Source organism: Algimonas porphyrae (assembly GCF_041429795.1).
Classification (GTDB): Bacteria; Pseudomonadota; Alphaproteobacteria; order Caulobacterales; family Maricaulaceae; genus Litorimonas; species Litorimonas porphyrae.
Genome location: NZ_CP163424.1, coordinates 1,900,719 through 1,920,737 on the forward strand (window position 1 = coordinate 1,900,719; position 20,019 = coordinate 1,920,737).

The window sequence follows — 20,019 nt, forward strand, 5'->3', positions numbered from 1 at the left end:
CATGTTTACGGGAATTATTACCGATGTGGGTCGGTTGCGTGAGGTCACGCGCATAACAGGGTCGGCCAGGGAAACAGCCTGGGGCGATACGCGGATGGTCGTGGAAACGGGCTACAATACGGCCTCGATCGATATCGGTGCGTCCATTGCTCATTCCGGCGCCTGCATGACCGTCGTCGACAAAGGGACCGGATGGTACGCCTTTGATGTGTCGGATGAAAGTCTGGACAAGACGACGCTCGGACAATGGGAACCCGGTCACCGGATCAATCTGGAACGTGCCCTGACCGGCGCGGACGAACTGGGCGGGCATATGGTGACGGGACACGTCGACCAGACGGCCCGCTGCCTGTCGCGTGAGACCGTCGCGGGCTCGACCCGGTTTCATATCGCAGTGCCTGATGCGCTGGCCTTTGCAATTGCGCCTAAAGGCTCAGTTACTGTCGACGGCGTTTCGCTGACAGTGAATGATGTCAGTGACGGTGCGTTCATGCTCAACATCATTCCCCACACGGCTGAGGTGACGACACTGGGCGATTTGCAGCCCGGAGACGAGGTAAATCTGGAAATCGATGTCATCGCTCGCTATGTGGCGCGCTACCTGCAGCATATGAAAGCCTGAAACGGTAAGGAGTGGGTTTGACCCAACTGAACGAAGCGACCTTCCAGGAGGTCTATAATCTCGCCACGCCGGAAGAGATCATCGACGATGCGCGCAACGGGCGGATGTACATCCTCGTGGATGCGGAAGATCGCGAAAATGAGGGCGATCTTATCATTCCGGCGCAATTTGCAACACCGGATGCGATCAACTTCATGGCCAAGTATGGGCGCGGACTGATCTGTCTGGCCCTCGAAGGCACGCGCGCGGACGAGCTTGGTCTGCGTAATATGAGCGCAGACAACAAGTCACGCTTTGAAACGGCCTTCACCCAGTCGATCGAAGCCCGGGAAGGTGTCACCACAGGGATTTCCGCAGGCGACCGTGCCAAGACGATCCAGGTTGCGATTGACCCGGATAGCCGCGCCGACGACATCGTCAGCCCGGGTCACATGTTCCCGATCATCGCCAAGGAAGGCGGTGTGCTGGTTCGGACGGGACATACAGAAGCCTCCGTGGATATCTCCCGTCTGGCAGGGCTGAACCCGTCCGCCGTCATCTGCGAGATCATGAATGATGACGGCACGATGGCGCGGCTCGATGATCTGGTTAAGTTCGCGCAGTTTCACGGGCTGAAGATCGGTACCATCGAAAGCCTGGTGGCATATCGGCTCGAACGGGATCACTTCGTCACCCATGTGGCGAGTTCGGACTTTACCTCGCAGCGCGGCGATGCGTTCAACATCCACGTCTATCGCAACCTTCTCGACGGCAAAGAACATGTCGCGCTCTCCCGGGGCGAGGCGACACCTGGTGAGGCGTCTCTTGTGCGTGTTCACAAGATCGATTTCGCTGGAGACGTTTTGTCCGAGGATAGCCCGCGCTCAGGCCTGATCTGGGACGCAATGAAAACACTCGCCGACCATGAGGGTCATGCCGTGCTGGTTCTGATCCGGGAAGGTTCGATCAACTCCTTGCTGGAACGGCTTGGCGCGCACCAGTCGACGGTCGATCGCAAGGAGCAGACGGTCCGCGAATATGGCGTCGGCGCACAAATCCTGACCCATCTGGGCGTCACCCAGATGACTTTGCTGTCGAACTCCATGCCGAAATTGATCGGTCTGGATGCCTATGATCTTGAAATTGTCGGCCTTCACCCGCTGACCAACACACGGACCTGAGCGATGAAAGTCCTGGTAATTGAGGCCCGCTTCTACGAGCCAATTTCGGATATGCTGCTTGACGGAGCGCTGGATGCGCTGGCTACTGCTGGGGCGGAGATCTTCCAGGTCACGGTTCCTGGTGCACTGGAAATCCCCCATGTGATCAGCTTCGCCGAAGAGGCTCAGGCAGGATATGACGCTTATGTCGCTCTCGGTTGCGTGATACGGGGAGAAACCACCCACTACGATTATGTCTGTCAGGAGAGCGCGCGCGCGATCATGGATCTGGCGGTTGATGGACAGTTGGCGATCGGAAACGGAATCATTACGGTCGAGAATGAAGAACAGGCATTGGCGCGGGCCGACAAGACGCGCAAGGATAAGGGCGGTTTCGCGGCCCGCGCGGCCATGACAATGGTCGAGATCCGCAACGAGTTGCATGAAGGCCAAGTCTCATGAGTGGCTCCACGCCCAAGCTGAGGCGCCAGGCCCGATTGTCAGGTGTTCAGGCGCTCTATCAGATGGACTTGACCAAGGCGACGACCAAGCCTGTCATCTTCGAATTTCTCAACCATCGCTTCGGGTTCGAGGATGAAGACGGCATGGTGGCGGCCGATGAACCATTCTTCGAAGCCCTTGTCGAAGGTGTTGTGCGGGAGCAGGGGACCATCGACGGTCTTCTCGAAGCGCAACTGCCGGAAAAGTGGCCTTTGCGACGCTTGGACATGACGCTTCGTGCCCTGTTGCGCGCCGCCGTCTATGAGATCAGCTGGCGGCCCGATGTGCCTGCCGCCGTGATACTCGATGAGTATGTCTCGATCGCATCGGACTTTTTCGATGGCAAGGAACCCGGCATGGTCAATGCCGTGCTGGATGGAATTGCGAAATCGGTTCGGCGGGCAGAATTCGCGATACCGGGCGTCACTGACAGTCCGACGGAGTGAATGAGCGCGACTTTATCGCTATGCTCCGCCCCTTGGCCGGCCCGGGTGCCTTAAACTTGAACGATGATGCTGCGCTCCTGAGCGCTCCTGTCGGGCACGATCTGGTTCTGTCGGTCGATACGATGGTTGAGGGGGTTCACTTTCCCAAGGGGCGCATCGGAGGAGACTTTTCCGAGCGACTTCTCAGAACCGCCTTGTCCGATCTTGCAGCTAAAGGCGCGAGGCCCATCGGATATATGCTGGCAGTGGCCTGGCCTTCGGGGCGGTATGATAAGTGGGCAGCCGCCTTCATCAGTGGCCTGCATGATGCCCAGCGCAGTTTCGACTGCCCGCTACTCGGCGGCGACACGACGGCGACCAAAGGCCCGCTGGTCGCATCGGCAAACGTTTATGGTGTCGTGCCGACAGGAGAAATGGTGACGCGTAGCGGCGCGAAAACCGGCGATCATGTCTGGTATACCGGCGTTCTGGGACGCGCCGAAACCGGACTGAAAGTCGTGATGGGCGATCCGGACGTTCGCCTCCTATCCGGTGAAGATCGTCTTGCCTGTGAAGAAGCCTATCTCCGTCCCGAACCCCGTTTTCTGTTTCGGAAGACCTTGCGACAGGTCGCAACGGCCTGCGCCGATATTTCGGATGGTCTGTATAGCGAAGCGGGGCATATCGCGGAGGCGAGTGGTGTTCACCTCGCGATGGACTATATCCGCCACGCTGACTTTGGTGACGACTATGAGCTTCTGTTGACAGCCCCGCCATCGGCTGAAGCCGCCATCCGATCCGGCGCAGACGCAATCGGTCTGCCCGTCACGCGCTGCGGGCATGTGGTTCCGGGTGAAGGGATTTCAATCGACGGTGAGCCCGTGCAGGGAAAAGGCTACCGGCACACATTCTAGTTAAGCAGGAGGGCTAGCGGGGTCCGCCTGGTCCGCCGGGAACATTTTGTTGATCGCCGCCAAGCCGGTCTGTCGGGATCCGGCCAATCGTGCCGAAAATCTGCTCCAGTACGGAGAGTTCGCGACCGCGTGTCGGCGTTTCCCTATTGGAATAGTTGATGATCCGGCGGTCTTCGATGCCATATTCTGCAACGCGTGTGACTTGGCCATCCGCATTGAAGCTGATCATCGTAACGGACTGCTCTTGAATTTGCGGTCGCAGATAGGCGTAACGTTCACGTACTTGGTTGATGTAGTACCAGGTGTCTTCTTCGACGTCTTCGTCGAACGTGCCTTCGACAGACGGGCTACCAAGCGAAGCTAGGACACTCGCTTTCGTGTCTGTGTTGGGGTTGATTGCCTGCGGTTTCGCGTCCGCCGTCGGCACATAGCCATGCGTCCGCAGAATTGGATTGCAGGCCGATAGAGCCAAAACGCTTGTCAGCATTAATGCGGCAACCGATTTGCGCATGAACCGTCTCTCCATTAGGGCGCCCGCACATCTGGCCAACTGGCCCGGCATCCCGATGGGCGTCCGATAGCCGGACCTGTGGAGCCGTGCAAGCGTGGGTCGCGGTAGATGACGGAGGATTAAGAGATGGGACTGTTTGGTCGCCTTATGGGGCGCGATTTGCCCGAGCGTCGTGATGCACGTCGCATCTATTTCCGCCTGCTGGAACAATCCCGGGACACGGACTTCTATGGACACGGGAAATTGGAAGACACATATGACGGCCGCATCGACGCCATCGCGATACATTTCGCCGTCATGATGGAACGACTGCGCGAGGAAGGAGACGATGGACGATTGCTGAGCCAAGCGCTTTTTGATGAAATGAAAGACGATTTTGAAATCGCTCTGAGAGAAGAGGGCATTTCGGATACCGGCGTCAAGAAGCGCATTAAGCCGATGATCGGCCATTTCTATGATCGGCTTAAAGCCTATTCTGAGGCCTTGCAGTCCGAAGCGGCGAAGGAACGTCTAAGCGAAATCTTCGACCTGGAAACCAGCGACTCGCCGGATGATTTTCAGCGTCGCTTGTCGACCTATATGGTGGCGTGGCTAGATAATCTGCATCAGCAGCCGATGAAGGCTCTCACTGAGGCGCGTTTTTCCTTTCCTTCGGTTTAGCGCTATGCGTCACGTCACAGGGACACTATAGCAGCCCGATGCTGGATGGTTTGGTCATATCGATTGATGCGATGGGCGGCGACGACGCGCCCGATATGGTGATCCGCGGGCTTGAATATTTTCTGACCCATGAGGGGCAGGGACGTCGAGCACGTTTTCTCCTTCACGGGGATCAGGCGCAACTTCAACCTCTTCTGGCTAAGAACCCTCGCACCCGTGAGCGCTCGGAAGTGGTGCATACGGACAAAGTCGTCTCGATGGATGACAAGCCATCGCAGGCTTTGCGGCGTGGTAAAGACAGTTCAATGTGGAACGCCGTCGCTGCCGTTAAAGCCAAACGCGCCGAAATTGCCGTGTCTGCCGGTAATACCGGGGCTCTGATGGCCATGAGCAAGCTGCAACTCCGCATGAAACAGGGGGTTCAGCGGCCTGCTCTGGCTGCAGCATGGCCAAAACAGAATGGTGTATCCGTTGTCCTTGATGTGGGTGCCAATATCGATGTCGATCCGGCGCAACTGACCGAATTCGCCGTGATGGGCGAAGCCTATTACAAGGCGATCTACAAAAAAGAGCAGCCCTCCATCGGTTTGCTCAATGTGGGGACCGAGGATCAGAAAGGCCACGCCATACTGAAAGCCGCCCATGAACGCCTATCTGAGAGCCAATTGGGCCTGAACTATATCGGCTATGTCGAGGGCAACGACATCTCCATGGGTTCTGCCGATGTCATTGTTACGGACGGTTTTACCGGCAATATCGCGCTGAAAACGGCTGAGGGGACGGCGAAGCTGATCGGGACCTTCTTCAACGAAGCGCTACAAGGCAATCTATGGTCCAAAATCACGACCTGGCTGAATGCATTCGCTCTCTTCAAATTGAAACGGCGGATCGATCCGCGGCGCGTCAATGGGGCCGTTTTTCTTGGCCTGAACGGTATCGTGATCAAAAGCCATGGCGGAACGGACCGCATCGGCTTCGCCAATGCCGTCAATATCGCGATCGGTCTGGCTGAAACGGACTTCATGCATGCTATCGATGAACGGCTCGACGCCTTGCACGATGAAGACGATAATATAGGCTTTATTCCATGACGATCCGCTCCGTTGTCCGAGGTATTGGGAGTTACCTGCCCGAGCGGGTGATGGAGAATGCCGAGTTCGCGAATGAGCTCGGTCTCGACACGTCGGATGAATGGATCCGGGAACGGACAGGTATCAAACGCCGCCACATCGCTGCCGAAGGCCAGACGACATCCGATCTCGGTTATCACGCGGCGCTTCGGGCTCTGGAACATGCCGGCATGTCCGCCGATGAACTTGATCTCATCCTCGTCGCAACATCGACGCCTGATCTGACTTTCCCCTCAACGGCGACCATGATCCAGCACCGGCTTGGAATCAGTCATGGTGCTGCATTCGATGTTCAGGCCGTCTGTTCGGGCTTTCTATACGGCATTCATCTGGCGGACGCCCTGATCAGCTCCGGCGCGCATAAGCGGATCATGCTGATCGGTGCGGAAACCTTCTCTCGTATCCTTGACTGGGATGATCGCGGAACCTGTGTTCTGTTCGGTGATGGCGCCGGTGCAATTATTTTGGAGGCGACTGCGGATACGCAGGACGGTGTCATCCACAGCGTGATTCGGTCCGATGGCTCACATCGCGACATGCTCTATGTCGATGGCGGTCCGTCCGCGACCGGAACCGTCGGCAAGTTGCGCATGCTCGGCAACGCCGTTTTCAAACATGCTGTGACCGACATAGCCGGGATTATCAGGACATGCGCAGAAGAGGCCGGGCAGGACGTTCCCACGATCGACTGGTTCGTCCCGCATCAGGCGAACCAGCGCATTCTTGTCGCCGTCGCGAGGAAGTTGAAGCTGCGCCCGGAACAGGTGATCTCCACCGTGTCCGAACATGCCAATACATCGGCGGCGAGTGTTCCTCTGGCATGGGACGCTGCCGTGCGTGATGGACGCATCAAGCGCGGCGATACGGTGATGCTGGAAGCCTTTGGAGGAGGGTTCACTTGGGGTGCATGCTTGCTTCGCTACTGAAAAAGAACATTTTTTCGACTTTTCCAGCAAGTTAAGCCTTGCAGATAGGGGTGGGGATTTGCTTTAACGCCTCCATGGGTAGCAAAACCGTCAATACTGGAACCGTCACGCGGGCCGATCTGGCCGAGGCTGTCTACAGTGAAATCGGATTGTCCCGCTCTGATTCTGCCGAGCTGGTCGAGTCCGTCATCGGTCACATTTCAGGGGCTCTCCTGAAAGGCGAGAATGTGAAGCTCGCCGGCTTCGGCACCTTCCTCCTGCGCGAGAAGAATGAACGCATCGGTCGCAACCCCAAGACGGGTGTCGAAGTGCCGATTACGCCGCGTCGCGTTCTGGTGTTCAAGCCCAGTCAGGTGCTGCGCGAACGGGTCGATTCGGCATTAAGCCCCAAACGGTGATAGAGTCCGATTCGCAATAGGACTTTTCCATGCGAGCGAAGACGACACGCGCATTCAGAACCATCAGCGAAGCGGGCGAAGAGCTCGGGTTGCAGCCGCATGTCTTGCGGTTCTGGGAAAGCAAGTTCTCCGACATCAAACCGATCAAGCGGGGCGGCGGACGACGTTTCTACCGTCCCGAAGACATCGAATTCATTCGCGGGATTAAAACCCTGCTTCACGATGAGAAGCATCCGATCAAGGATGTTCAGAAACTGATCGCGAAGAGCGGCGCTGCGCGCATCATCAATCTGGGGCGCTCCGTGGAACAGGCTTCGCGGGATCGCGATCTCTCAGATACGACTCTCGTCCCGGACCGGATCGACAAGGCGCAGCCGCAACCCGATCCGGTGGAAACAATCGTCAATCCCATAGCCGAACCCCGCGAATCCGATCCCGAACCAAGCGTTGCTGACATCGCAGCCGATACGCAGCCGGCCCCGATCGCGCCCGAGCCAGCCCCTGCTATAGATGTTTCCGGGCTTCAGGACGCCTTGTCGCGCCTGGAAACGCTCAGAGAAAGCTGGAACGACTTCGATAAGGCCGGATAGCGACCGCGTTTGCTGTCTTGCGGCCTGCCTTTGACGCGACTATAGCCCGCGCGCACAAGTGGCGCGGAGTATGGCGCAGTCCGGTAGCGCACACGCCTGGGGGGCGTGGGGTCGCAGGTTCGAATCCTGCTACTCCGACCACTTGTCTTTTCGCGCTGCCTTTGTCGCAGCGCTTTCGCCGACCGAGGGACTATACTCCCAGCATGGCTATTTCCTTCGACAAGCAAGTTCCGCGCTGGGTCACCGGATGGCTGGCCTTCATGGTCCTGCTAGTTACGGCGATGATCATTGTCGGTGGGGCGACACGTCTGACCAATTCTGGACTGTCAATTACAGAATGGGCTCCGATCACGGGTGCCTTGCCGCCGCTGACACAGGCGGACTGGATTGCCGAGTTCGAGCGCTACAAGCTGATCCCCGAATTCGAGGCCGAGCATCCGGATATGGATCTGCAAGGGTTCAAATTCATTTATTTCTGGGAATGGGCACATCGCCAGCTGGGCCGCATCATCGGTTTGGTTTTTGCTCTGCCGTTGCTGATTCTGACATTGCAGCGCAAGCTCCCGGCAGGGCGGGGGGTCTGGCTTTATGGAATCCTGATCCTGATCGGCATTCAGGGTGCGATCGGATGGTGGATGGTGCATTCAGGACTGCAGGAGGGCATGGTCGCTGTCAGCCAGTATCGTCTCGCCATTCATCTCGGCATGGCGTTCATCATCCTGGGACTGCTGCTCTGGATGTTGATCGAAGCCTGGCGTGGGTGGAACCGAACGGTCAGTGCCCCGCGAGGCTGGTTGCCACCATTGCTGCTCGTGCTGATCTACGTACAGATCATGGCCGGGGCTTTCGTTGCCGGAACGGATAGTGGCAAGACCTATAATAGCTGGCCTCTGATGGACGGCGATGTCGTCCCGTCCGGTTACTGGATACAGTCCCCTTTCTGGCGCAATATTTTCGAAAACCCGGCGGCAATCCAGTTCAATCACCGGATGCTGGCCTATATCATTCTTGTTCTGTTTTTCGCGGTGCTGTTTCGCTATCGCCGCAGCCGGGTCATGCGACTACCGCTTTTCATGCTGGGGCTGTGCCTCATTTGGCAGGTCGGGCTTGGTATCTGGACGCTTCTCGCTGTTGCCCCGCTTAATCTGGCGCTTCTGCATCAATTCAGTTCGATCATTGTCTTTATCGTGGCTGTGTGGATGCTATCACGCTGGAAAAAGATACGGTAATTATATACCTTTTTACTAAATCATTGTTTTTTATTGGCTTTCTTGGGCGTAAGCGTGCGCTTAAGTCTTGACGCTCTGTCACGCGGTCCGTATTGGGCACCAACCTTAATCCCAAGGTCCGCCGAACAGCGGGCCTTTCGTCATTTTCACCTTTTACTTTCGGGGACGAAATGAAAACCACCAAATTCCTGAAGACGGCGGAGGTCGAAAAGACCTGGATCGTCGTCGATGCAGAGGACGCCGTCGTCGGTCGCCTCGCATCCTTCGTTGCCATGCGTCTGCGTGGCAAGCACCGTCCGGACTACACGCCGCATATCGATTGTGGCGACAATGTCATTATCATCAATGCTGATAAGGTGCGGTTCACCGGCAACAAGCTGACGGACAAGAAATATTACCGCCACACGGGTCATCCCGGCGGTCTGAAAGAAACGACACCGGCTAAAGTGCTCGGCGGCCGTTTCCCGGATCGTGTCATGCGCAAAGCTGTTCAGCGCATGCTGCCAAAAGAATCACCGCTGGCCCGCCAGCAACTGTCCAATCTGCGTGTCTATGCAGGGTCGGATCATCCGCATTCCGCACAGAACCCCGTTACGGTCGATTTCAAATCGGCCAACCGCAAGAACGTCAAGGGAGCCTAACCCATGGCCGAAGAACAAGTCGCAACCTCTCTCGAGGACCTGAAATCCGTCATGGACGGCACCGCTGTTGCACCCACCGCAGACGATGCGCCGCTGCCTGAGCCCAAGATCGATGACCATGGTCGTTCCTATGCGACCGGTAAGCGGAAGAATTCCATTGCCCGTGTCTGGATCAAGCCGGGGTCCGGCAAGATCACGATCAATGGTCGCGATCAGGAAGTCTATTTCGCCCGCCCCGTTCTGCGCCTCATCATTGCGCAAGCCTTTCAGGTCGCAGACCGCGTCGACAGCTATGATGTGACGGCGACAGTCAAGGGCGGTGGCCTCTCCGGTCAGGCCGGTGCAGTTCGTCATGGCATCACCAAGGCGCTGACATACTACGAGCCCGCTCTGCGTCGTCCGTTGAAAGCTGCCGGCTTTATCACGCGCGACTCACGTGTCGTCGAGCGTAAGAAGTATGGTAAGGCGAAAGCCCGTAAGAGCTTCCAGTTCTCGAAGCGCTAAACCAACACATAGCTTTCAAGGTTATGTCTCAAGGCGCTTCGGTTTTCCGTGGCGCCTTTTTTCTTTGGGGCAATAGATGAAAAACGCAGCGATTTTCGGAGCCAGCGGGTACACAGGGGCTGAGGCTGTCCGGCTGTTGCTCGAACACCCCCAGATCCGCATCAAGGCCCTGTCGGCCAACAGCCGCGCAGGCGAGGCCTATGCGTCTGTCTACCCCCATTTCTCGGGGCAGGATCTGCCGGAGACTCGCCGAATCAGCGACATCGATCTGAATGATATCGACGTCGTCTTTTCCTGCCTGCCGCACTCGACGGGCCAGAATGCGATCGCAGCAGCGCTGGAGTCGGTCGAAACCGTGATCGACGTCTCCGCTGATTTCAGACTGTCTGACGGCCAGGCTTTCGAGCGGGTCTACGGTACCCCGCATCAGCATCCGCACCTGCTATCCGGACGCGTTTACGGTCTGACAGAATTTGCGCGCGACGCATTGCCCGGCGCTAGACTGGTCGCATGTCCGGGGTGCTATCCTACCTGCACATTGCTGGCTCTCCTGCCAGGCATCGAAGCGGGATTGATCGCGGACCGGCATATTGTGGTCGATTCCAAGACAGGCGTGACGGGGGCGGGGCGCAAGGCAACACTGGGTCTGCACTTTTCCGAACTGTCGGACGGGTCGCACGCTTACGGCATTGGAAACCATCGACATGCCCCTGAAATCGAACAGGAGTTACGCGAGCGCGATCATTGCTCATCGATCAGTTTCACGCCGCATCTTGTCCCGATGAACCGGGGTATGATCTCGACGTGCTATGTCGAACTGACGCCCGGCACGACACTCGAAACCCTTAGAGATAGCTATGCAAATCGCTATTACGCGGATCCTTTCGTACAGGTCGCGACCGATGACAGCGTGCCGCAAAGCCGTCACGTGCGCGGGACAAATCTTGCACGGATCGGTATCTACCCAGACCGGGTCGAGGGTCGCGCCATTATCGTTTCCGTCATCGATAATCTTGTGAAAGGGTCCAGCGGACAGGCCTTGCAAAACTATAATCTGACGCAGGGATGGGACGAGACTTTGGGATTAAGTGCAACCGCGCTTTTCCCATGATCTATGCCAAGTTTCACATGACCTTCGCCCTAATCTTGCTAGTCTAGACAAATGACGAATTTACGCCTCATCCTTCTCCTATCGGCTACTGCCGCCTTGTCGGCTTGCGCCAGTGTCGATCTGCCATCACTCGAATTTATGGGGCAGTCCGACTTCTCAGACGAAATCAAGGCGCTGGATCCGGATTATCCGTCGCTGGATGAAACCCCGGACCTCCCTGCCGGCGTTCGCAGCGGAGCGGAGTGGGATCAGGATGCGCGTGAGATGGAAGCACTTTTCGATGCGTTCGATGCGCCAGAAGACGGCGAAGCCATGACCGAAGACGAATTTAACGCCGCTTTCGACGCTGCTCAGACGGAGGCCAAGGCTTACCAGAGGGATGATCCGTCATGAACTGGCCTGTTCCAGATCGAACCTTCAGGGAGGAATTCTACCGCATCCAGCGTTTACCGCCTTATGTATTTGCCGATGTCAACAAGTTGAAGGCCGAACTCCGCGCCGAGGGGGCCGATATTATCGATTTCGGTTTCGGCAACCCTGACCTGCCGACGCCTCCCCACGTTATAGACAAGATGATTGAGGCCGTTCAGAAACCGCGTGTCACCGGCTATTCGGCCTCGCGTGGCATTAAGGGTCTGCGTGAGGCCTGCGGTCGTTATTATGACCGCCGATTTGGCGTTGACCTGGATCCAGAAACGGAAATTATTGCCACCATCGGCTCCAAGGAAGGCTTTGCCAATCTGGCGCAGGCGATCACGGCGCCGGGCGATGTGATCTACGCGCCCGATCCGTCCTATCCGCTGCATGCCTACGGCTTCATCATTGCCGGAGCGGTAATTCAGGGCATTCCGGCTATCACTGCCGAGGAGTATCTGGCGGGCGTGAAACAGGCGCTGGCGGACGCGGATAAGCCGCCGCTGGCGATCGTGGTGTGCTTTCCTTCCAACCCGACGGGCCACACATGTGATCTGGCATTTCTGGAAGAAATCGTGGCGATCGCAAAAGCCAATGATATCATCATCCTGTCGGATCTCGCCTATTCGGAGATCTATTTCGGCGATCCGCCGCGCTCGATCTTCGAAGTGCCGGGGGCCTGGGATATTCTGGCTGTAGAGACGATCTCCCTGTCCAAGACCTATTCGATGGCAGGCTGGCGGATGGGCTTCGCCGTCGGGCATGAGCGGCTGATCGCGGCGCTGACGCGGGTCAAGTCCTATCTCGACTACGGGGCCTTCACACCCATTCAGGTCGCGGCATGCGCGGCGCTGGACGGGCCGCAGGAACCGGTCGCGGAGGCGCGCGCGACCTACAAGGCGCGGCGCGATGTGATGGTAGAGAGCTTCGCGCGGGCGGGGTGGGAGGTTCCGTCGCCCGATGCCTCCATGTTCGCGTGGGTTCCGCTGCCGGATGCCTATAAGGAGATGGGATCACTGAAATTTTCTAAATATCTGATGCGCAATGCCTCGGTCGCGGTCTCTCCCGGCAATGGTTTCGGCGAGAATGGCGAGGGCTATGTGCGGATTGCGCTGGTCGAGAACGAGCAACGTATTCGTCAGGCGGCGCGCAACATCAAACAGATGATGATACGCGACGGCGTCGGCGCGTAAAACCTATCCTGTATTGAAAACGGAGCTGTGCTAGGGCGCAGCCGGAATCGGCTATCGAACTACAGGGAATTCTGAAGGGATCAGAGGGATGAGCGTCACAGGCTTTAATGCAGGGCTAGCCGTTCAGGCCGCGCTGGTCACGGAACAGGCGGCCATCGCGGCATCAACAATGGTCGGGCGGGGCCGGGAAAAGGCGGCCGACCAGAAAGCTGTCGATGCTATGCGGACAGGACTGAATGCACTGGATATTCAAGGTCGTATCGTAATTGGTGAAGGGGAACGCGACGAGGCACCAATGCTCTATATCGGCGAGGAGGTCGGTACAGGTGAGGGACCGGCGATCGATATTGCTCTCGATCCGCTCGAAGGCACGACACTCACCGCCAAGGCCATGGCCAATGCGCTGGCCGTCATGGCTTTCGCGCCGCGGGGCGGGTTATTGTTTGCGCCAGATGTCTATATGGACAAGATTGCGATCGGCCCCGGCTTCGATCCGGGGATCATCAATATCGAAGACAGCGCTGCAGATAATGTAAAACGTCTAGCCAGCGCTAAAGGCGTGGCCCCATCAGAAATCACGGTCTGCGTTCTCGACCGGTCCCGGCATGCAAATATCATCGAAAGCCTGCGCGATATCGACGCCCGCGTTCGTTTGATTACGGACGGCGATGTTCAGGGTGTCATCAGCACGACCGACCCGGATACGCAGACCGACATGTATATCGGTCAGGGCGGGGCACCGGAAGGTGTTCTGGCTGCAGCGGCGCTCCGTTGTATCGGTGGACAGATGCAGGGACGCCTGCATTTTCGCAATGATGACGAGATCGGACGCGCACGCCGGGTCGGCATTGATGATCTGGACGCCATCTATGATCTGGAAGGGCTGGCATCCGGGCCAACGATCTTCGCTGCGACTGGTGTCACGCAAGGGTCTCTGCTGGACGGCGTGAAGATCAAGAATGGGCGGGCGCATACGCACACGCTGGTAATGAACTCCGTCGACAATGCCGTTCAGCGCCTCCGCTCGTCACGCCCCTATATGGCGGGATGACCTCTCAGCACGCTCAGCCAGCCGTGCTCGGAGTCGAACGCTCCGAGCGCGGACGGAAATGGGTCCCGCGCGCAGAGGATGCCGCCGTTACGGCTTTGCAGCAGCAGGCCGGGTTGGATCGGATCCAGGCCAGCTTGCTGGCGGGTCGCCATGTCACGCCCGAGAAGGCTGCGGGTTTTCTCGAACCAATGTTAAAAGCGGATCTGCCTGATCCGTCATCCATGGCGGGAATGGATCAGGCCGTCTCGACGATCCTTGATGCGATGGAAGCACGGAAGACCATCGTCCTGTTTTCCGATTATGACGTCGATGGCGGCACATCTGCGGCACAGATGATCCGGTGGGGACGCGGGCTGGGCTTTGATTTCGGCCTGCATGTCCCCGACCGTATTCGTGATGGCTATGGGCCATCCCGTCAGGCCTTTGAAAAACTCAAAGCGGATGGTGCAGAACTTGTCGTGACACTGGATTGCGGCGCCGCGGCGCATGATGCTTTGCACGGGGCCGCCGAGATCGATCTTCCTGTCGTCGTCATCGACCATCACTTGATGGACGGACTTCCTCCTGCCGAGGCGATCGTCAACCCGAATCGCCCTGACGACCAGAGCGGGCTGGGCCATCTGGCAGCAGCGGGCGTGACCTTCCTGTTGATTGTCGCGCTCAACCGTGCGGCAAAGCAGCGTGGGATGACTCCCGCACTCGATATCCGCGAATTGCTCGGACTAGCCGCCTTCGGCACAGTCTGCGATGTCGTTCCGATGGTCGGGTTGAACCGGACCATCGTAAAGCAAGGGCTGAAAGTCATGGACCGGCAGCGTATCGCTGGACTGAATGCGCTCTCCGCCATTGCCAACATTGCGCCACCATTTTCTTCTTACCATCTCGGTTTCGTGCTGGGTCCGCGGATCAATGCCGGCGGACGGATCGGGAAGTCCGAAATGGGCGCGCAACTGCTGTCGACTGACGACGAATCCAAGGCACATTCGCATGCGATCGAGCTTGATCGGCTAAATCGCGAGCGGCGTGGCTTGCAGGATGATATGGTTCGTGCCGCAATCGAGCAGGCGGAGCGGCAAGATAACCGCGCTGTGATCATTGTCGCCATGGAAGGCTGGCATCCCGGCATTATCGGCATCGTCGCAGGACGTCTGAAAGACCGTTTCGAACGCCCGGCTATCGTCATCGGTATCGATGAAGAGGGAGTTGGGAAAGGGTCAGGCCGGTCGATCAAAGGCGTAGATCTCGGCACCCGCTTCACTGAGGCTTTGAAGGCCGGGTTACTGGAGGCTGGCGGCGGTCACGCCATGGCGGGTGGTCTGACAATCTGGAAAGACCGCATTGCCGCCTTTTCGGACTGGATTGAGAGCCAACTGTCTGCAGAGGTTGCGGAAGCAAGCCAATCACCGGTCAGCAAAGTGGACGGGGTTTTATCACCTGCCGCTGTAAATCTGTCTCTGGTTGACGCCATCGAGAAAGTTGGTCCTTATGGACCGCAAAACCCATCGCCCGTTTTCATCGTGGCCGATGTAAGGGTCAGCTTCGCCAAACGGTTGCAGGGCGGACATGTGCGGTTCACCGCGCAGGACAGAGGCGGCGCATCGGTGTCCGGCATTCTCTTTCAGGGTGACGAAACGTCACTGGGGCAGACGCTTCTCGACGCCGGAGAGCGACATCTCCATTTGCTGGGTCAGGTTAAACGCAATAGCTGGCAAGGCCGGGACAGCGCCGATTTCCAGCTAAAGGATTTGGCGTGGGCCGATTAACTGTCCGCGACTGCAAAAACACCGCCCTCTGACACGGTTTTTCGCTTGAAAGCCCAAACGCGCTTTCATATATGGCGCATCGCAACTGAGTGGTCCCTTCGTCTATCGGTTAGGACGCCAGGTTTTCAACCTGGAAAGAGGGGTTCGATTCCCCTAGGGACTGCCAGTTGCTTTTCTCTTTCATGATGCGATTTTGACCTGACAGCATTGACCTGTCTGGCTAGATGCGTGTGCATGACACGTTTGATCTTGCTTTTCGCCTTCATGCTTTTTGCCTCACCGGCCTTTGCGCAGACCGCGCAGGACGATGTTGTCGACTTTGGCGAGCCGCAACCGCTGTCGATCGTCACCGAAACGGCGACTCATGACTTCATGGTGGAAGAGGCGAAAACAGCCGACCAACAGGCGCGCGGTATGATGTGGCGCGATTCCATGGGCGAGAATGACGGCATGATCTTCGAATTTGCCGAGCCCAAAGTCGCGACGATCTGGATGAAGAATACGGCGATTTCGCTCGATATCCTGTTCGTGCGGTCTAATGGCGAAATTCTGAAGATCGAACATCTTGCACAGCCCTTCAAGGAGCGCTCTGCCAGCTCCGAAGCTGTCATCGCTGCCGTTGTCGAGCTGAAAGGTGGCCGCGCACTGGAACTGGGTATCAAGCCCGGCGATGTGGTAAAACATCCGTTTTTCGGCAGCTAAACGCTTGCGTGAGCGCGTGATTTGTCTATGAGCCGCTTCGTCTGGCGCGGGGAGTAGCGCAGCCTGGTAGCGCATCTGTTTTGGGAACAGAGGGTCGCTGGTTCGAATCCAGTCTCCCCGACCAGACATTTTCTTTTACATCCGACCTGTCAAAACGGCTGTGCCCAGTGGCACAACGTAAGTAACGGTTAATGCCTGTGGCCTAGCGTTTCTCGAAGAGGAATCGCTATGTCCCCACCAAATAGTTTGAAGCAGGCCACCGCACCGAGTGCCGGTACACGGCGCTGGCAGGGTCAAATTGAAGTTGGGCAAATCCTCACGGTCGCATCGTCTGAAGTCGTCATCTCGCTGAACAAGACGATCATTCGTGATAATAAGCTGCATCTGGCGCAGATCGGCACCATTCTGAAAATTCTGACGAGCGACTCAATCGTCGTCGCGATGGTGTCATCCTTGGAGATTGGAGCGACCGATGATGACGGTCTGAATGATGGCTGCATGGCCAAGCTGAACATTCTGGGCGAGATCACGACGAACCCGACAACACGCGAGACAAAATTTTTCCGGGGCGTTCGGACGTATCCGGTCCTGAACGAGGCGGTCTACACCATGTCGCCATCGGATCTGCAGCTGATTTTCGCGCGCGAACGCTCCGAATGTATCGATATTGGTCGTTTGCAGCAGGACGGCTCGATCGTTGCTAAAGTTCGCACTGATGACATGCTGTCCAAACATTTTGCGATCATCGGTTCGACGGGCTCGGGTAAATCCTGCACGGTTGCCCTTGTGCTTCAGGCTATTCTGCGCAGCAATCCCGCCGGCCATATCGTGCTGTTCGATCCACATAATGAATATTCGAAAAGCTTCGGTGACCTTGCGGAGGTGATTACGGGGGAGACGCTCGACCTGCCGATCTGGATGTTTGACTTCGTTGAAACCGTCGAATTGCTGACGTCGGAAATCGAAGAACATGCCCGGGAGGAAGAAGAGATCCTTCACGATGCGATTCTCAAGGCGAAGCGCCTGTTCGAACGTGCCATGCAGCGTGGAGAAATCACATCCCAGGTCAAGCTGGACGATATTGAGCATGAACTGCAACGCGCGTCCCACATATCGCTGGACAGTCCGGTGCCCTATCGCATCCGCGATGTGGTCAAGCTGATCCATCACGATATGGGGAAACTCGAGAACAACTCGAACCTGCAGCCCTATAAGCGGTTGAAGCGGCGTATCGAAATGCTGATCGCCGATCCGCGTTATGCCTTCATTTTTCGCAACCAGGCCAAACCACAGGCGCTGGAATCGATCATGGGCCGGATTTTCCGTCTGCCGGTCAATGGCAAGCCGATTTCCATTCTCGATTTCTCTTCAATTCCGTCCGAAACCCTCAATGTCGTCGTCTCCGTCGTCAGTCGTCTGGCCTTCGAACTCGCCAGCTGGTCAGAACGGCAAATACCAATTCTACTCGTCTGTGAGGAGGCGCATCGTTACATTCCCCGTGACCCGAAGCTGGGCTTTCACGCGACCCGTCGGATTATATCGCGCATCGCGAAAGAAGGTCGGAAATATGGCGTATCGCTGGGCATCATCTCCCAGCGACCCTCTGAACTCGAACCGAGTACATTGTCACAATGTTCGACTATCTTCTCGATGCGTCTGACCAATGAAGTCGATCAGAACTTCGTTCGCGCCGCCGTTCCGGATGGTGCGACCGAGTTGTTGACTTTCCTGCCATCGCTCGGGACGGCGGAAGCCATGGTGTTCGGTGAGGCCGTCAATTTGCCGATGCGGGTCCTGCTGAACAATCTTCCCGAAGAATACAGGCCGCACAGTTCCAGTGCCTCCTTCTCTCAGCTTTGGCGGCGGGACACATCGACGCCAGAACTCATGGCGAAAGTCTATGGCAGCTGGAAGAGTCGTAGCCGAAACCCGGAGCATCACCAGACCGCACCGGTGCCTACGCAGCCTGCGCCCGGTCAGGTGCAAGGACAGCCCCACCATTCGCAAGGGCATATCCCAGTGGCGCAGCATCAGGGTGCGCCAGTTCGGCCAACGACGCCCGCACATCCCAATAGCAAGGCACAGGCGCTGAGCGACGTTCGCAATCTTCTGAATGCAGCGTTTCACAGGGATAGCTAGGCGCGATATCGTTACGCATCTTGCCAGCGAGGGCGGCGGCGGCTAACGCGCCTCTATGTATGCTAAGATCTACAGACCGCGCCCATCGGCGATGAGTTCGGGCCGTGCAAACGCTCAGCATTGGGTGCTCGAGTTCGACAGTGATGAACCACATGCGATCGATCCGCTCACAGGCAATGCCATTTCTACCGATACGCGTGAACAGATCCGCATGACGTTCGAAACGCTGGAAGAAGCCGTTGCCTTTGCGAAAGCGAATGATATGCCGCACCGCGTTCACGGATCGACCGATACGAAACGCATTCCGCGGTCCTATTCCGAGAATTTCGATTTCAATCGCAAGCTTCCCTGGACTCACTAGGTCACGAGCTTGCCAGTCGGCCCCGTAGCTCAACTGGATAGAGCAGCTGACTTCTAATCTGCAGGTTGGGGGTTCAAGTCCTCCCGGGGTCGCCAATTTTTTCTTATGCAAGATCAGCCGGGTCTTTGGCCAGGGTCTGAAAGCTGGGCATCGATGAAGTCGAGGAAGGCGGGCCAGTCTTCCTTGACGACCCCATGTGTGCCGGGTCTCAACCAGTAGGCTTTACCATCCTTTGGGCGGAAGTCTGATGGCGACGCGGCTGGAAAGTGTGCTCCCCAAGCGACTTTGGCTTCCTTGAACGCACCCCATGGGTCGGACCAGACGTCGCGACGCGCATTACCGAGCAGGACGGGTTTATCAAACAGACGGGCGAGAAGGTCAGCGGGTGTGACACCGAGACTAGTGAGATCTTCGACATAGTGAGACGCGCCAGGTCCGGCCCAGTGCGGATAGGCATCGACCATGGCTTTCAGGGACTCGCCAGTGCCATCATTCAATGTCGATGCACCGAGTGTGCCGCTTTGATGCGCAATGACCATGTCGATACGATCAGAGACGGCTCCGGCAAGAAGGGCCGTCTTGCCGAATCGGGAATGGCCATAGGCGATCATAGTGCGATCCGGACCATCGGCCTCGATCGTCTCGGCAGCGACGTCGAAGAGGCTCGCCCATACTGACAATGCACCGGGGCGTTCAGCGTCATCGGGAAACAGATCACTCAGCGTTCTCAGGCCCGCCTGAGCGTTATCGGGAACGAACTGGCTCGGATAGAGTGCGGCAAAACCGTAACCGCGTTCTATGATAAGTTCGAGCGGCGGCTTGACGATGTAGCGGCCGAATATCTGCGTCATCACCCCGCCCATAAAACCGCCTCCAGAACAGTCGAAGCCTGTCGCTGACGGGGCGGACACGCCTTCCAGCGGGACAACGTTGTTATTGGGGCAGAAATTCTGACTGATAATAACAGGCGCGTCAGCACGGTTGAGAGGCAGCAGCGCGACCAGATCGATATCGCGCTGAACGGCACCATAACCGATCCGCAAGCGCCACTGGATCAGATGGGCCGTGCCAGACAAGGCTGCATCGTCAATCACG

The 20,019-nt window shown here is 57.4% G+C and carries 23 protein-coding genes and 4 tRNA genes; 25 read left to right on the forward strand and 2 right to left on the reverse strand.

The genetic code is table 11. The annotated features are described in order from the left end of the window. Nucleotide 1 precedes the first annotated feature (1 nt). Genes AB6B39_RS09150 through thiL form a run of 5 tightly spaced genes read left to right on the forward strand, consistent with a single transcriptional unit; the run spans nucleotide 2 to nucleotide 3,601 of the window. Entirely contained in the window at nucleotides 2-622 is a 621-nt protein-coding gene (locus AB6B39_RS09150) for a riboflavin synthase (RefSeq protein ID WP_284368895.1), read from the forward strand. A gap of 17 nt (nucleotides 623-639) precedes the next feature. Then, complete coding sequence (gene ribB / locus AB6B39_RS09155; RefSeq protein WP_371398529.1) at nucleotides 640-1,782, forward strand: 3,4-dihydroxy-2-butanone-4-phosphate synthase; 1,143 nt, start codon at nucleotides 640-642, stop codon at nucleotides 1,780-1,782. A 3-nt stretch (nucleotides 1,783-1,785) separates the two neighbouring features. Then, nucleotides 1,786-2,223: a 6,7-dimethyl-8-ribityllumazine synthase gene (ribH, locus tag AB6B39_RS09160; RefSeq protein ID WP_284368893.1), complete on the forward strand. Its 438-nt coding sequence runs from the start codon at nucleotides 1,786-1,788 to the stop codon at nucleotides 2,221-2,223. After that, nucleotides 2,220-2,708: a transcription antitermination factor NusB gene (gene nusB / locus AB6B39_RS09165; protein ID WP_284368892.1), complete on the forward strand. Its 489-nt coding sequence runs from the start codon at nucleotides 2,220-2,222 to the stop codon at nucleotides 2,706-2,708. The genes ribH and nusB overlap by 4 nt, the downstream gene beginning before the upstream one ends. Before the next feature lie 56 nt (nucleotides 2,709-2,764). After that, nucleotides 2,765-3,601 (forward strand): thiamine-phosphate kinase, encoded by an 837-nt coding sequence (thiL, locus tag AB6B39_RS09170; protein WP_284368891.1) that lies wholly within the window; start codon nucleotides 2,765-2,767, stop codon nucleotides 3,599-3,601. Nucleotides 3,602-3,614: 13 nt separating this feature from the next. Here thiL and AB6B39_RS09175 read toward each other — a convergent pair whose 3' ends face one another. Continuing rightward, the gene (locus AB6B39_RS09175; protein WP_284368890.1) at nucleotides 3,615-4,112 is read right to left on the reverse strand and encodes an outer membrane protein assembly factor BamE; all 498 of its coding nucleotides are present in this window, start codon (nucleotides 4,110-4,112) and stop codon (nucleotides 3,615-3,617) included. A gap of 126 nt (nucleotides 4,113-4,238) precedes the next feature. On the opposite strand from AB6B39_RS09175, the gene AB6B39_RS09180 reads away from it, so the two are divergent. From AB6B39_RS09180 to AB6B39_RS09275, 20 genes are all read left to right on the forward strand, one after another. Beyond that, entirely contained in the window at nucleotides 4,239-4,772 is a 534-nt protein-coding gene (locus AB6B39_RS09180; protein WP_284368889.1) for a ubiquinol-cytochrome C chaperone family protein, read from the forward strand. A 38-nt stretch (nucleotides 4,773-4,810) separates the two neighbouring features. After that, complete coding sequence (plsX, locus tag AB6B39_RS09185) at nucleotides 4,811-5,863, forward strand: phosphate acyltransferase PlsX (protein ID WP_284368888.1); 1,053 nt, start codon at nucleotides 4,811-4,813, stop codon at nucleotides 5,861-5,863. Next, nucleotides 5,860-6,828 carry a beta-ketoacyl-ACP synthase III gene (locus tag AB6B39_RS09190; protein ID WP_284368887.1) on the forward strand — a complete coding sequence of 323 codons (969 nt, stop codon included), beginning with the start codon at nucleotides 5,860-5,862 and terminating at the stop codon, nucleotides 6,826-6,828. Before plsX ends, AB6B39_RS09190 begins: the two co-directional genes overlap by 4 nt. Before the next feature lie 74 nt (nucleotides 6,829-6,902). Beyond that, on the forward strand, nucleotides 6,903-7,226 hold the full coding sequence (locus AB6B39_RS09195) for an integration host factor subunit alpha (RefSeq protein ID WP_284368886.1): 324 nt from the start codon (nucleotides 6,903-6,905) through the stop codon (nucleotides 7,224-7,226). Between the two features lie 29 nt (nucleotides 7,227-7,255). Further along, complete coding sequence (locus AB6B39_RS09200) at nucleotides 7,256-7,816, forward strand: MerR family transcriptional regulator (RefSeq protein WP_284368885.1); 561 nt, start codon at nucleotides 7,256-7,258, stop codon at nucleotides 7,814-7,816. A 64-nt stretch (nucleotides 7,817-7,880) separates the two neighbouring features. After that, a tRNA-Pro gene (locus tag AB6B39_RS09205) sits at nucleotides 7,881-7,957 on the forward strand. 62 nt (nucleotides 7,958-8,019) lie between these two features. After that, complete coding sequence (locus AB6B39_RS09210) at nucleotides 8,020-9,045, forward strand: COX15/CtaA family protein (RefSeq protein WP_284368884.1); 1,026 nt, start codon at nucleotides 8,020-8,022, stop codon at nucleotides 9,043-9,045. 170 nt (nucleotides 9,046-9,215) lie between these two features. Beyond that, nucleotides 9,216-9,686 carry a 50S ribosomal protein L13 gene (rplM, locus tag AB6B39_RS09215; RefSeq protein WP_284368883.1) on the forward strand — a complete coding sequence of 157 codons (471 nt, stop codon included), beginning with the start codon at nucleotides 9,216-9,218 and terminating at the stop codon, nucleotides 9,684-9,686. A 3-nt stretch (nucleotides 9,687-9,689) separates the two neighbouring features. Beyond that, nucleotides 9,690-10,190, forward strand: a complete 501-nt coding sequence (rpsI, locus tag AB6B39_RS09220) for a 30S ribosomal protein S9 (protein ID WP_284368882.1) — start codon at nucleotides 9,690-9,692, stop codon at nucleotides 10,188-10,190. 76 nt (nucleotides 10,191-10,266) lie between these two features. Next, a complete protein-coding gene (gene argC, locus AB6B39_RS09225) occupies nucleotides 10,267-11,301 on the forward strand; it encodes an N-acetyl-gamma-glutamyl-phosphate reductase (protein ID WP_284368881.1) in 1,035 nt (344 codons plus the stop codon). 51 nt (nucleotides 11,302-11,352) lie between these two features. Next, the gene (locus tag AB6B39_RS09230; protein WP_284368880.1) at nucleotides 11,353-11,694 is read left to right on the forward strand and encodes a hypothetical protein; all 342 of its coding nucleotides are present in this window, start codon (nucleotides 11,353-11,355) and stop codon (nucleotides 11,692-11,694) included. Further along, nucleotides 11,691-12,908, forward strand: coding sequence for an LL-diaminopimelate aminotransferase (locus tag AB6B39_RS09235; RefSeq protein ID WP_284368879.1), 1,218 nt, complete (start codon nucleotides 11,691-11,693; stop codon nucleotides 12,906-12,908). The genes AB6B39_RS09230 and AB6B39_RS09235 overlap by 4 nt, the downstream gene beginning before the upstream one ends. Before the next feature lie 88 nt (nucleotides 12,909-12,996). Then, a complete protein-coding gene (gene glpX, locus AB6B39_RS09240; RefSeq protein WP_284368878.1) occupies nucleotides 12,997-13,959 on the forward strand; it encodes a class II fructose-bisphosphatase in 963 nt (320 codons plus the stop codon). Then, nucleotides 13,956-15,722, forward strand: coding sequence for a single-stranded-DNA-specific exonuclease RecJ (gene recJ / locus AB6B39_RS09245; RefSeq protein ID WP_284368877.1), 1,767 nt, complete (start codon nucleotides 13,956-13,958; stop codon nucleotides 15,720-15,722). The genes glpX and recJ overlap by 4 nt, the downstream gene beginning before the upstream one ends. Nucleotides 15,723-15,813: 91 nt before the next feature. Continuing rightward, nucleotides 15,814-15,888: transfer RNA gene (locus AB6B39_RS09250), tRNA-Glu, on the forward strand. Between the two features lie 68 nt (nucleotides 15,889-15,956). Next, entirely contained in the window at nucleotides 15,957-16,424 is a 468-nt protein-coding gene (locus AB6B39_RS09255) for a DUF192 domain-containing protein (protein ID WP_284368876.1), read from the forward strand. 47 nt (nucleotides 16,425-16,471) lie between these two features. Further along, nucleotides 16,472-16,548, forward strand: a tRNA-Pro gene (locus tag AB6B39_RS09260). A gap of 104 nt (nucleotides 16,549-16,652) precedes the next feature. Continuing rightward, on the forward strand, nucleotides 16,653-18,563 hold the full coding sequence (locus AB6B39_RS09265; protein WP_371398530.1) for an ATP-binding protein: 1,911 nt from the start codon (nucleotides 16,653-16,655) through the stop codon (nucleotides 18,561-18,563). Nucleotides 18,564-18,618: 55 nt separating this feature from the next. Then, nucleotides 18,619-18,924, forward strand: coding sequence for an NADH dehydrogenase ubiquinone Fe-S protein 4 (locus AB6B39_RS09270; protein ID WP_284368873.1), 306 nt, complete (start codon nucleotides 18,619-18,621; stop codon nucleotides 18,922-18,924). Between the two features lie 18 nt (nucleotides 18,925-18,942). Continuing rightward, nucleotides 18,943-19,019 (forward strand) — tRNA-Arg (locus AB6B39_RS09275). Between the two features lie 18 nt (nucleotides 19,020-19,037). On the opposite strand, the gene AB6B39_RS09280 is transcribed toward AB6B39_RS09275, so the two are convergent. Beyond that, nucleotides 19,038-20,018, reverse strand: coding sequence for a hypothetical protein (locus AB6B39_RS09280; protein WP_371398531.1), 981 nt, complete (start codon nucleotides 20,016-20,018; stop codon nucleotides 19,038-19,040). Between the last annotated feature and the right edge of the window lies 1 nt (nucleotide 20,019).